This is a genomic window from Stenotrophomonas sp. 05N423 (assembly GCF_056397145.1).
The window spans coordinates 347,944-361,025 of record NZ_JBFTMV010000002.1 but is presented as its reverse complement, the minus strand read 5'-3'; the positions used below and the strand labels follow the sequence as shown (position 1 = coordinate 361,025).

Annotated in this window: 9 protein-coding genes; 3 read left to right on the top strand and 6 right to left on the bottom strand. The window is 68.3% G+C overall.

Annotation, left to right across the window (positions count from 1 at the left end; genetic code table 11):
• Positions 1-28: 28 nt before the first annotated feature.
• On the bottom strand, positions 29-1,018 hold the full coding sequence (locus tag AC1DGW_RS05505) for an RluA family pseudouridine synthase (protein WP_478020298.1): 990 nt from the start codon (positions 1,016-1,018) through the stop codon (positions 29-31).
• Between the two features lie 409 nt (positions 1,019-1,427).
• On the opposite strand from AC1DGW_RS05505, the gene AC1DGW_RS05500 reads away from it, so the two are divergent.
• Entirely contained in the window at positions 1,428-4,541 is a 3,114-nt protein-coding gene (locus AC1DGW_RS05500; protein WP_478020296.1) for an Rne/Rng family ribonuclease, read from the top strand.
• 258 nt (positions 4,542-4,799) lie between these two features.
• Here AC1DGW_RS05500 and AC1DGW_RS05495 read toward each other — a convergent pair whose 3' ends face one another.
• From AC1DGW_RS05495 to ispG, 3 genes are all read right to left on the bottom strand, one after another.
• On the bottom strand, positions 4,800-5,447 hold the full coding sequence (locus AC1DGW_RS05495) for a response regulator (RefSeq protein WP_478020294.1): 648 nt from the start codon (positions 5,445-5,447) through the stop codon (positions 4,800-4,802).
• 270 nt (positions 5,448-5,717) lie between these two features.
• A complete protein-coding gene (locus AC1DGW_RS05490) occupies positions 5,718-6,416 on the bottom strand; it encodes a phosphatase PAP2 family protein (protein ID WP_478020292.1) in 699 nt (232 codons plus the stop codon).
• Positions 6,397-7,662, bottom strand: coding sequence for a flavodoxin-dependent (E)-4-hydroxy-3-methylbut-2-enyl-diphosphate synthase (ispG, locus tag AC1DGW_RS05485; RefSeq protein ID WP_478020290.1), 1,266 nt, complete (start codon positions 7,660-7,662; stop codon positions 6,397-6,399). Before ispG ends, AC1DGW_RS05490 begins: the two co-directional genes overlap by 20 nt.
• Positions 7,663-7,746: 84 nt before the next feature.
• Here ispG and AC1DGW_RS05480 point away from each other — a divergent pair, with 84 nt between their 5' ends.
• Both AC1DGW_RS05480 and AC1DGW_RS05475 read left to right on the top strand, forming a co-directional pair.
• Positions 7,747-8,985, top strand: coding sequence for an ATP-binding protein (locus tag AC1DGW_RS05480; RefSeq protein ID WP_478020288.1), 1,239 nt, complete (start codon positions 7,747-7,749; stop codon positions 8,983-8,985).
• Positions 8,982-9,548, top strand: coding sequence for a response regulator transcription factor (locus AC1DGW_RS05475; RefSeq protein WP_478020286.1), 567 nt, complete (start codon positions 8,982-8,984; stop codon positions 9,546-9,548). Before AC1DGW_RS05480 ends, AC1DGW_RS05475 begins: the two co-directional genes overlap by 4 nt.
• A 26-nt stretch (positions 9,549-9,574) precedes the next feature.
• On the opposite strand, the gene AC1DGW_RS05470 is transcribed toward AC1DGW_RS05475, so the two are convergent.
• Positions 9,575-10,342: an SDR family oxidoreductase gene (locus AC1DGW_RS05470; RefSeq protein ID WP_478020284.1), complete on the bottom strand. Its 768-nt coding sequence runs from the start codon at positions 10,340-10,342 to the stop codon at positions 9,575-9,577.
• 145 nt (positions 10,343-10,487) lie between these two features.
• Complete coding sequence (gene acnB / locus AC1DGW_RS05465; RefSeq protein ID WP_478020282.1) at positions 10,488-13,079, bottom strand: bifunctional aconitate hydratase 2/2-methylisocitrate dehydratase; 2,592 nt, start codon at positions 13,077-13,079, stop codon at positions 10,488-10,490.
• Between the last annotated feature and the right edge of the window lie 3 nt (positions 13,080-13,082).

Below are 13,082 nucleotides of genomic sequence, written 5' to 3'. Positions count from 1 at the left end.
CCCAGCGGACGGCACTCCCCCTTTCACCTCACCTCAACCTGTCCAGTGCCTCGACCAGTTCCGGCGCCAGCGGCGCATTGAGCACATAGGGCGTCTTGCCGCCGTCGAGCGCGAACTCCAGCGAAGCGGCGTGCAGGAACAACCGCTTCAGCCCGATCTGCTCGCGGAACCGCTTGTTGACGGCAGGATCGCCGTACTTGTCGTCGCCCGCGACCGGGTGGCCGATGTGCTGGGCATGCACGCGGATCTGGTGGGTGCGGCCGGTCTCGATCCGCACCTCGCAATAGGAATGGCCGCCACGCCGCTCCAGCACCTTGAAGTGGCTGAGCGACGGCTTGCCGGCCGCGTTCACCTGCACGTGGCGTTCGCCGCCCTGGCGCAGGCCGATGTGCAGCGGCGCGTCCACGCTCATCACCCCATCGGGCATGCGCCCGGCCAGCAGGGTGAGGTAACGCTTGCGGATGCCGCCGGGGCCTTTGCCGTCGTGGTCCTCGCGCAGCAGTGCCTGCAGTTCGGTCAGCGCCGAACGCTTCTTTGCCATGACCAGCAGCCCCGAGGTGTCGCGATCCAGGCGATGCACCAGCTCCAGGTTCTGGTTCGGGCGCAATGCCCGCATGGTCTCGATCGCTCCATGGCTGATGCCGCTGCCGCCATGGCTGGCTACTCCCGAGGGCTTGTTGATGACCAGCAGCCGCGCGTCCTCGAAGACGATGGCCTGTTCCATGCGCTGCAGGAAACCGGTCGGCGGCGGGACCTTGTCTCCCACCTCAGCGAGATTGACCGGCGGCACGCGCACCTCCTCGCCCGCCTCCAGCTTGCGCTCGGCCTTGGCGCGGCCGCCATTCACCCGTACCTGGCCGCTGCGCACCAGCTTGTAGACCAGGCTGCGCGGGGCCCCCTTGAGCTGGCCCAGCAGGAAGTTGTCCAGGCGCTGCCCGGCCCGGTCTTCCGGAACCTTGATCAGGCGCACGCTGGATTTGCCCGCAGGCGGTATGCGGCGGTCTTCGGAGTCAGTCATCTGCCTGTTTATTCTGTTACACTCGGGGAGCGATATAAGGGTTTGATTTCGTTGGAAGTTGACCAGGGCCAGAAGCCCGGCTTCCGACGGATCCGGCACAGTGCGCGGCCACCGCCCCCGGGGCGGCCATGTTAGCGGCTCGTCGGCGCTCCCGGCCATCGCCGGATGCCAAAAGCATCCGAGCTGGACGAAAACACATGTCCCGTGCGACGCCCTGGCCCCGGCCGGGGCGGCCGCCGGCCCCGAAACACCTGAAACCAAGTACACAAGCGCTCCCGCGGCCTGCCGTGGTGTCGTAGCGCTGGAAACCCAAGCCGCCCTACCCGCGCCTGCGCGAGGGGCAGCGACCCGTGTCCAGAGGCGAAACGCCATGGCGTTCCGCGCGGTAGCAGCGCGCGAGGAACGCACAATGAAGCGAATGCTGATCAATGCCACGCAGGCTGAAGAGCTGCGCGTGGCCATCGTGGACGGCCAGACCCTGTACGACATCGATATCGAACAGCCGTCCAAGGAACAGAAGAAGTCCAACATCTACAAGGGCCGCATCACCCGGCTCGAGCCTTCCCTCGAAGCTGCTTTCGTCGAGTACGGCGGTGACAAGCACGGCTTCCTGCCGCTGAAGGAAATCTCCCGCGACTACTTCCAGGCTGGCATCGACCACAACAAGGCCGGCATCCGCGAGCTGCTGCGCGAAGGCCAGGAAATCGTTGTCCAGGTGGACAAGGAAGAGCGCGGCAACAAGGGCGCCGCCCTGACCACGTTCATCTCCCTGGCCGGCCGCTACATGGTGTTGATGCCCAACTCGCCGTCGGCCGGTGGCGTCTCGCGCCGCATCGAGGGCGAGGACCGCGCCGCGCTGAAGGACGCGCTGGACAAGCTGAACATCCCCGACGACATGGGCGTGATCATCCGCACCGCCGGCGTCGGCCGCGACGCCGAAGAGCTGCAGTGGGACCTGGACTACCTGTTGCAGGTCTGGCGCTCCATCGCCGAGGCCGCGCTGGCCAAGCCGGCGCCGTTCCTGATCTACCAGGAATCGCGCCTGATCGTGCGCGCCCTTCGCGACTACCTGCGCGCCGACATCGGCGAGATCCTGGTCGACACCGAGGAGCTGTACGAGACCGCGCGCGAGTTCATGCAGCAGGTGATGCCGCAGACACTGCGCAAGCTCAAGCACTACAAGGACGACATCCCGCTGTTCAACCGCTTCCAGATCGAATCGCAGATCGAGGCGATCTACGAGCGCAACGTGCGCCTGCCGTCCGGCGGCTCGATCGTGGTCGACCAGACCGAGGCGCTGACCGCGGTGGACGTGAACTCGGCGCGCGCCACCAAGGGCAGCGATATCGAGGACACCGCGTTCCAGACCAACCTGGAGGCCGCCGAGGAAGTGGCCCGCCAGCTGCGCCTGCGCGACCTGGGCGGCCTGGTGGTGATCGACTTCATCGACATGTCCTCGAACAAGCACCAGCGCGAAGTCGAGAACCGCCTGCAGAACGCCCTCAAGTACGACCGCGCCCGTGTGCAGCTGGGCCGCATCTCGCGCTTCGGCCTGATGGAAATGAGCCGCCAGCGCCTGCGCCCGAGCCTGGGCGAATCCAGCCAGATCGTCTGTCCGCGCTGCGACGGCCAGGGCCGCATGCGCAGCGTCGAGTCGCTGTCGCTGTCGATCATCCGCGTCGCCGAAGAGCACGCGATGAAGGAGAACACCGGGCAGGTGCTGGTCCAGGCGCCGGTCGAGATCGCCAACTTCCTGCTCAACGAGAAGCGCGGTGCACTGCGCGAGATCGAAAAGCGCCACGACGCGCCGATCATCATCGTCGCCGACGAGCAGCTGCACACCCCGCACTATGAAGTCACCCGCCTGCGCGAGAACGAGCTGGGCGAGGAATCGGGCAAGCCGAGCTACCAGCGCGGCACCCCGCGCAAGCTGCCGGTGCACGCCCTGACCAAGGCGCAGCTGAACATCCCGCCGGCGCCGGCGGTGACCCATGTCAAGCACAGCCAGCCGGCTCCGGTGCGCGAGATTCCGGAACCGACGCCGGCTCCGGCACCTGTCGCCGCGGTGGCTCCCGCTGCTCCGGCGAGTGGCGGCGTGATGGGCTGGCTCAAGCGTGTCTTCGGTGGCGAGTCTGCGGCCGCGCCAGCCCAGCCGCAGCCGCGCCAGGACAATGGCCGCGGCAACCGCAACGACCGCAACCAGCGCCGCGACGGCCGCAATGGCAACGGCAACAACGGCCAGCAGGCACGCAACAGCGGCAACGCGAACGGCAACCGCCGCGACGAACAGCAGCGCCGCGAAGAGCGTCGTGACGACCGTCGCCAGAACGCCGGCAACCCGCAGCAGGGCCAGAACCCGAATGCCGGCCAGCAGCAGCCCAAGCAGCGCAATGAACAGCAGGCGCAGCAGGGCAAGCCGCAACGCAACAACGAACAGCAGCAGCCCAAGCAGCAGAAGCAGCCCAAGCAGCCCCGGCCGCAGCAGGAAGCGGACAAGGCCACCGCACCGGTGAGCGAGAAGCCAGCACGGCAGCCGCAGGCCGAAGCCCCGCGTCCGGTCGCTCCTGCCGCGCAGGTCGCCCCGGTCGCCGTCGCTGCCACGGTAGTCACCGCCGTGGGCGCGGAAACGCCTGAAGCGCCGGTCAAGGCACTGCCGCCGGTGGTCGTGGAAGACAGCGCGCCGGTGGCCGCCCTGGCCGAACAGGCAGTTGTCGCCAGCGCCGATAACGCCAATGCAGCTCCCGCCGCCGATGACGCCAATGGCGACGGCGCCAGCCGCCGCCGTCGCGGTCGCCGTGGTGGCCGCCGCCGCCGCCGCGGCAATGCGGAAGGCACCGGCAACGCCGATACCGATGTGCTGGGCAATGACGATGACATCGCCGATGAGGGCGATGACATCGGCCACGAGGCCGGCGAACCGGCAGCCGTGCCAGCCGCGGCCCAGCCCGAGTTCGATTTCGACGACGAGCCGGCCATCGTGCAAGCGCCTGCCCGCGCGCCACGCGCCATGCAGACCGATGCGCCTGTCGCACAGCAGGTCGAGCCCATCGGACAGGCTGTCGTCGCGGCCGAAACCGCGCCTGCGGCCATCGAGCCCGTCGCCGTTGCAGTCGCCCCCACCCAGCCGGAACCGGTGGTGGAAGCGGCAGTAGCTGCGCCTGTCGCCGAACCGGTGGTGGTGGTGGAAGCTGCGCGGCCGGTCGCCACGCCGGTGCAGCCGGAAACCCGCCCGCAACCGGTCGCCGCCGCCGAACCCGCCGCGCCGGTGGAAGTGGTCGTCGTCGCCGAGGAACCGGCTGCCGTTGCGCCTGCTGCTGTGGCCATCGCCCCGGCCGCACCGGAACCGACCTTGCCGGAGAACGGCCAGCTGTTCGCCGAAGCGGCGGCGCAGGCACCGGTAAGCGAGGAAAAGCGCGAGGTTGCCGTCGAGGCGCCGCATGTCCCGAACGTTGAGTCCGGGGAAGCCACGGTCGCGACGGCCGATGCCGAGGCGAACGCGGACGAGCCGCATCGCAACGCCTGAGCGCACCGCGTCCTGGAATGAAGAAGCGGCCTTCGGGCCGCTTTTTTCATGGCGCACTTTCCCGTGTGCCCCGCTCCCTTCGGGCGGCGTTACCGCACAACCACCTTTCCTGCCGTCCTTTCATCTGCCTCCGGCACCGCATGACGGACCAGATCGCCTGAGCGCATCACGCCCTGGAATGAAAAAGCGGCCTTCGGGCCGCTTCTTCATGGCGCATATCTTTGTGGGCTCCACTTCGGGCAGCGCGGCCGGGACGGATCAGATCGCCTTCGACGGATCGCCCACGCCGTACTGGGCCGCCAGCCGGGCCAGTGCGATGTTGTCCTGCACGCCGGTCTTCTGGAACAGCCGCGACTTGTGCGTGTTGACGGTCTTTGCGCTCAGGCTGAGGCGGCGGGCGATCTCCTCCTGGCGGCGTCCCTGCACCAGCAGCAGGGCCACTTCCAGTTCGCGCGGCGAGAGCCCATCGAAGGGCGACACGTCGCCGCCGATATTGGACAGGGCCAGGTTCTGGGCGATGTTGTTGGCCAGATAGCGCCGCCCCTGGGCGACATCATGGATGGCGCGGACCAGTTCCCTGGCATCGCCGCCCTTGCCGACATAGCCCGAGGCCCCGGCCTCCAGCAGCCGTTTGGGCATCGGACCATCTTCCAGCACCGATACGATGATGACGCGCGTGCCATGGTCACCCTTGACGATGCGCTCGGTGATCTCCAGCCCGCTCAGCCCCGGCAGGTTCAGATCGCAGAGCACCACGTCCGGCCGCAGCCGGCGAATCTGCGGCAACGCCGCTTCACCGCTGTCGGCGGCACCAACGACCTCGATCCCGGTCTCGCCGGCGAGGATCATCTGCAGACCGGTGCGCACCAGCGCATGGTCGTCTATGAGAAATACCTTGATGGTCAAAACCTGCTTCCTCCCCGACACCCCAATGACGGTTGCAGCCTGGCCTGTGCTCCGGATCCCCGGGTACCGGGCAGCGGGTCCCAATGCCCGCCATCGCGCAAGCCACGCCTATTATCAATCAAAGATGTCGGCCCCGCCCCACGGGGAACGACACGCGCGGACAACTCCCCTGCCCGCATGTGACCCGGCCCTGCTCGGCGCCGGGTGGCCGACACTGACACGTTGTACGCCAGCGCGGCATGCAACCATCAGTGCATCCCTCGCATGCAATTAGGGATTCGCCGCAGCCAATGGCGACCAGCGACGGCGGAACAGCAGCGCGTGCACGCCGGTCACCCACACCAACGCGGCGCACCAGCCGCCGAGGATGTCGGACGGGTAATGCACGCCCAGATGGACGCGCGACAAGCCGACACAGGGCACGAAAACGACCGCTGCGATCAGCACCGGCCAGCGCCAGCGCGTATGCCACGCCAGGAACACCGCAGTAGCGGCCAGCGTCATCGAACCCATCGCGTGTCCGCTGGGAAAGCTGAAGGTGCTTTCTGGCGCGATCGATTCCCACAGGCTTGGGCGCTCGCGCTGGAACAAGTGTTTGCTGCCGATGTTCAACAGCGCCGAGCCGACGCAGGCGGTGACCGCGAACAGTGTGTCGCGCCAGCGCCGCTGGAATGCGAGCGCGGCGACCAGCAGCAGGTCCAGCGGAATCACGCCCCACTGGTAGCCCAGCCGCGACATCAGCACGGAAAAAGCATCCAGGGCGGGCGAGGCAAGCCCGTGCATGCGCCACAACAGCGCCTGGTCGAAATGCAGCGATTCGGCCTCGTGGATCTCGTCGGCCAGGGTCACGAAACCGGCCAGCGGCAACAGCAGGCAGAAGAACAGCACGACGATGCGCCAGGCGTTGTGCGCGAGCCAGTCGCGCACGCCGGCCGCTTCGCGACGGGACTCAGCCGGCGTGGCGCGCATAGCGGTTCTCGACGTAATCGTCGATCAGCGCCACGAACTCCTGCGCGATGTTCTCGCCCCGCAACGTCACCTTTTTCTCGCCATCGACGAATACCGGCGCGGCCGGCGCCTCGCCGGTGCCGGGCAGCGAGATGCCGATGTTGGCATGACGCGATTCGCCAGGGCCGTTGACGATGCAGCCCATCACCGCCAGCGTCATGTTCTCCGCACCCGGGTGGCTGACGCGCCACACCGGCATCTTCTCGCGGACGTGGTTCTGCACCACCTTGGCCAGTTCCTGGAAGAACTCGGACGTGGTGCGGCCGCAACCCGGGCAGGCCGTGACCATGGGCGTGAACGCACGCTGCCCGGTGGTCTGCAGCAGTTCCTGCGCGACGATGACTTCCTGCGTGCGCGGCTGGCCCGGTTCGGGCGTGAGCGAGATGCGGATGGTGTCGCCGATGCCTTCCTGCAGCAGCACCGCCAGCGCCGCCGACGAGGCGACGATGCCCTTGCTGCCGATGCCGGCCTCGGTCAGGCCCAGGTGCAGGGCGAAATCGGAGCGGCTGGCCAGGTCGCGGTAGACCGCGATCAGTTCCTGCACGCCGCTGACCTTGGCCGACAGCACGATGCGCTCGCGCGGAAGGCCGAGCTCCACCGCGGTCTGCGCCGAATCCAGCGCCGAACGGATCAGCGCCTCGCGCAGCACGCGGCCGGCGTCCCACGGCTGCTCGCGCTGGCTGTTCTCGTCCATCAGCTTCGCCGCGAGGGCCTGGTCCAGCGAACCCCAGTTGGCGCCGATGCGCACCGGCTTGCCGTACCGGATCGCGAACTCGATCAGCTGCGCGAACTGGGTGTCCTTCTTCCTGCCGAAGCCGACGTTGCCCGGGTTGATGCGGTACTTGGCCAGCGCTTCGGCACAGGCCGGCTCCTGGGTGAGCAGCTGGTGGCCGTTGTAGTGGAAATCGCCGATCAGGGGCACGTCGATGCCCATCATCCGCAGCTTCTCGACGATGCGCGGGATGGCCGCCGCGGATTCGGCGTTGTTGACGGTCAGCCGCACCATCTCCGAACCGGCGCGCCACAGCTCGGCCACCTGGCGGACGCTGGCGGCGATATCGGCGGTGCCGGTATTGGTCATCGACTGGACGACCACCGGATGACCACCGCCGACTTTCACTCCGCCGATGTCGACGGCATGGGTGATGCGGCGGGGCCAGGCCGTGGCGTCGGCGGGAGGAGTCGGGCGGGTGACGGCGTCGTGCATGGCGCGCATTTTAGCGCGCCCGCCCGTCCCATCGCATGAACCCCCGCGAGCGCCTATGGCCCCGGACGCATTACGATGCATCCCATGGATTCCCCGGATACCTCGTTCCTGCGCACCCTGTGCAGCCTGCGCTGGCTGGCCACCGCCGGCCAGGCCAGCGCGATCCTCGTCGCCACCTGGCTGCTGGGGCTGGACCTGCCGCTGCTGCCGCTGTGGAGCGGCGTCTGCATGCTGGCGCTGTTCAACCTGTACGTGCAGCTGCGCGTACACGACAGCGACCCGGCGCCGGTCACCGCCTTCGGCCACATCCTGGTCGATGTCACCGTGCTGACCTGGATGGTCGGCTGGAGCGGCGGCATCGCCAACCCGTTCGGCTCGCTGTTCCTGATCCTGATCGCGCTGGCCGCACTCGCCCTGCCCTTGCGCTGGACCCATGCGGTGGCCGCGGCCTGCGTGGCCGGCTATGCGGTGAGCGCGGTGTTCGGGCTGCCGCTGCGCGGCGGCCATTTCGATTCGATGAGCCTGCACCTGTGGGGTGCGGCAGCCAATTTCCTGCTGTCCAGCGTGGTCGTGCTGGTGTTCTCCACGCGCCTGGCCGCCGCCCTGCGCGAACGCGAGAACCAGCTGGCGCTGCTGCGCGAGCGCTTCGTGCGCAACGAGGGCATCGTCGCGCTGGCCACGCACGCGGCCTCGGTGGCGCATGAGCTGAACACTCCGCTGGCGACCATGACCCTGCTCGCCGACGACATCGCCGAGCAGTATGCCGGCGACCCGGCGATGCAGGAGGACATGGACACCCTGCGCGGCCTGCTCGTGCAGTGCCGCGAGCGGGTGCTGGCGCTGGCGGCACCTGCGGAGGGCGCGCGCAGCCGCGCCCGCGTGTCGATCGGCAACGTGCTGGAGCAATGGCGGCTGGTACGCCCGACCGTACACCTGCACCGCAACGCCGACGCCCCGCTGCAGCTCGCGCTGGATCCGGGCGTCGGCCACCTGCTGCAGGTACTGCTGAACAACGCCGCCGACGCCGGCGAGCAGACCGGACACGAGCAGGTGGACCTGGACATCCGCATCCGCGACGGACAGCTGTATGGCGAAGTCCGCGACTATGGCCCCGGCTTCAACGCCAACCATGCCGCTCACGCCGCCCTGCCGGGCACCCTGTTCAACAGCGGCAAGACCGACGGCATGGGCGTGGGCCTGGCGCTGTCGCATGCCACCATCGAACGACTGCATGGGGAACTGTGGATGCGCCCGGCCGAAGGCCGCGGCGCGCGCGTCGGTTTCCGCCTGCCCCTTGCCCATCTGGAAGCGAACAACACATGACCGTCCTTTCCACCCACGGCCTGCTGGTCGACGACGATCCGCTGTACCTGCGCACCCTGCAGCGCAGCCTGGCCCGCCGCGAGATCGAGACCGCCACCGCCCACGACATCGCCAGCGCGCTGGAACAGGCCACGCGCTCACCGCCGGCGTTCGCGCTGATCGACCTCAAGCTCGGCAGCGAATCCGGACTGGCGCTGATCCAGCCGCTGCGCACGCTGCGCGCGGACATGCGCATCCTGCTGGTCACCGGCTATGCCTCCATCGCCACCGCGGTGGAAGCGATCAAGCTCGGTGCCGACGACTACCTGCCCAAACCCGCCACCGTGCCGATGATCCTGCGCGCGCTGGGCGAGGCCGACGAAGGCGGCGAGGAACACGAGGAAATCGAACCGCCCGATGCGATGACGCCGATCAGCCGCCTGCAGTGGGAGCACATCCAGCAGGCACTGCACGAAACCGGCGGCAACGTCTCGGCCGCCGCGCGCCTGCTCGGCATGCACCGCCGTTCGCTGCAGCGCAAGCTGCTCAAGCGCCCCAGCCCGGAGCGCGACCCGAACCGCTGACGGCACAGCCTCGTGCCCGTACCGGCTCAACCGCGCTGGATCGACACACCGCCGTCCACCCGCATCGCCGTACCGGTGACGAACGAGGAAGCCGGCGACACCAGGAACAGCGCCGCAGCCGCGATTTCCTCCGGCTGCGCCAGCCGCCGCAGCGCATGCAGGCGCGCCACCGCACCCAATGCAGCCTCGTCGGGATTCATCTCGCGCGCCATCGGTGTGTCGGTGCCGCCAGGCAGCAGCGCGTTGACCCGCACCCCGGCCGGCCCGAACTCGGCCGCCAGCGCCTGCACCAGGCCGATGACGCCGGCCTTGCTCGCCGCGTACGCGGCCGTACACGGAAAACCGGCGGTGTGGTCGACGAAGGTCGAGGTGAATACCAGGCTGGCGCCGCTTCCAGCGCGCAGCAGCGAGGGAATCTGATGCTTGGCGCCAAGGAAGGCGGCGGTCAGGTTGACGTCCATCGCGTGCTGCCAATCGGACAGCGCGACGTCGGGCGTGGGCTGCAGCGGCCCCAGCGCGCCGGCATTGTTGAACGCCGCGTGCAGCGGGCCATACGTGTCCTCGGCATGGCGCACCAGCGCCTGCGCATACGCCTCCTCGCGCACGTCGCCGGCCAGCCAGGTGGCGGTACCGCCCATCGCGCGGATCCGCGCCGACAGCGTCTCCAGTTCGGCGCCACGCCGCGCGCCCAGCACCACGCGCGCGCCTTCGGCGGCGAACAGCAGCGCGGCAGCGCGGCCGATGCCGGAACTGGCACCGGTGATCAATACGGTCCTGTCGTGCAATGCCTTCATGTCCTGCTCTCCCGATGGATGGAGCACAGAGAGTGACGGCGCGGCGGGCGCGGTGCTCGCCGGTATCGGACGCGACATCGAGGGACACGGAAAAGAGAAAGCCCGGCCTGCGCCGGGCTTTCCGCTTTGCTGCGTTCCGCGCGGCTTACGCCGCGACGGTGTCGGCCACGTCCTTGTAGTCGGCGATCTGGTCGAAGTTCATGTAGCGGTAGATCTCCGCGCCATTGGCATTGATCACGCCGATGTCCGCCATGTACTCCTCCTTGGTCGGGATGCGGCCCAGGCGCGAGCAGATCGCCGCCAGTTCCGCCGAACCCAGGTACACGTTGGTGTTGCGGCCCAGACGGTTCGGGAAGTTGCGGGTCGAGGTCGACATCGCGGTGGAGCCTTCGCGGATCTGCGCCTGGTTGCCCATGCACAGCGAGCAGCCCGGCATTTCCATGCGCGCGCCAGCGGCACCGAAGGTGCCGTACACGCCTTCCTTGGTCAGCTCGGAGGCATCCATCTTGGTCGGCGGTGCCACCCACAGGCGGGTCGGGATGTCGCGCTTGCCTTCCAGCAGCTTGGCAGCGGCGCGGAAGTGACCGATGTTGGTCATGCACGAACCGATGAACACTTCGTCGATCTTGGCGCCGGCCACCTCGGACAGGGTCTTCACATCGTCCGGATCGTTCGGGCAGGCCACGATCGGCTCGTGGATGTCGGCCAGGTCGATCTCGATGACGGCGGCGTACTCGGCGTCGGCGTCTGGTTCGAGCAGCTGCGGGTCGGCCAGCCAGGCTTCCATCTTCTCGACGCGGCGCGCCAGCGAGCGGGCGTCCTGGTAACCCTCGGCGATCATCCACTTCAGCAGCGTGATGTTGCTGTTGAGGTATTCGATGATCGGCTCCTTGTTCAGGCGCACCGAGCAACCGGCTGCCGAACGTTCTGCCGAGGCGTCGGACAGTTCGAACGCCTGCTCCACCTTCAGGTCCGGCAGGCCTTCGATTTCCAGGATGCGGCCGGAGAAGATGTTCTTCTTGCCGGCCTTGGCCACGGTCAGCAGACCGGACTTGATCGCGTACAGCGGAATCGCGTTGACCAGGTCGCGCAGGGTCACGCCCGGCTGCATCTGGCCCTTGAAGCGCACCAGCACCGACTCCGGCATGTCCAGCGGCATCACGCCGGTGGCGGCGGCGAAGGCGACCAAGCCCGAACCGGCCGGGAACGAGATGCCCACCGGGAAACGGGTATGCGAGTCGCCACCGGTGCCGACGGTGTCCGGCAGCAGCATGCGGTTGAGCCAGCTGTGGATCACGCCGTCGCCCGGGCGCAGCGAGACGCCGCCACGGGTGGAGATGAACTCCGGCAGGGTGTGATGGGTCTTGACGTCCACCGGCTTCGGGTAGGCGGCGGTGTGGCAGAACGACTGCATCACCAGGTCGGCCGAGAAGCCCAGGCAGGCCAGGTCCTTCAGCTCGTCGCGGGTCATCGGGCCGGTGGTGTCCTGCGAGCCCACCGAGGTCATCTTCGGTTCGCAGTAGGTGCCCGGGCGCATGCCCTTGCCTTCCGGCAGGCCACAGGCGCGGCCCACCATCTTCTGCGCCAGCGAGTAACCCTTGCCGGTATCGGCCGGCTGCACCGGCAGGCGGAACAGGTCGGTGACCGGCAGGCCCAGCGCTTCGCGCGCCTTGGCGGTCAGGCCACGGCCGATGATCAGCGGAATGCGGCCACCGGCGCGCACTTCGTCGAACAGCACGTCGGACTTCACTTCGAACTCGGCGATCACTTCGCCGTTCTTCAGCGCCTTGCCTTCGTACGGACGCAGCTCGACAACGTCGCCGTGCTCCATCTTCGACACGTCCAGCTCGATCGGCAGCGCACCGGCGTCTTCCATGGTGTTGTAGAAGATCGGTGCGATCTTGCCGCCCAGGCACACGCCGCCTGCGCGCTTGTTCGGGATGTACGGGATGTCATCGCCGGTCCACCACAGCACGCTGTTGGTGGCCGACTTGCGCGAGGAGCCGGTGCCGACCACATCGCCGACGTAGGCCACCAGATGACCCTTGTCCTTGAGATCGAGGATCTGCTGGATCGGGCCGCGCTTGCCGTCTTCTTCCGGGGTGAACCGCGCATCGTCGCGCTTGTTCTTCAGCATCGCCAGGGCATGCATCGGGATGTCCGGGCGGGTGGTGGCGTCCGGCGCCGGCGACAGGTCGTCGGTGTTGGTCTCGCCCGGCACCTTGAACACGGTGATGGTCAGGCTCTGCGGCACTTCCGGCTTGCCGGTGAACCACTCGGCGTCGGCCCAGCTCTGCAGCACGCCCTGCGCGTTGGCGTTGCCGGCCTTGGCCTTTTCCTGCACGTCATGGAACGCATCGAACACCAGCAGGGTGTTCTTCAGCGCGTCGGCGGCGATGGCGCCGACCTGGGCGTCGTCCAGCAGCTGGATCAGCGGCGCGACGTTGTAGCCGCCGAGCATGGTGCCCAGCAGTTCGGTGGCGCGCTCGCGGCTGATCAGGGAGTTCTTCTCGCTGCCGAAGGCGATGGCGGCCAGATACGACGCCTTGACCTTGGCGGCATCGTCCACGCCGGCCGGCACGCGGTGAGTGATCAGGTCGAGCAGGAACCCGGCCTCGCCCGCCGGCGGGTTCTTCAGCAGTTCGATGACGTCGGCCGTCTGCTGTGCGCTCAGCGGCAGCGGCGGGATGCCAAGCGCGGCGCGCTCGGCTACGTGGTGGCGGTAGGCTTCCAACATGAC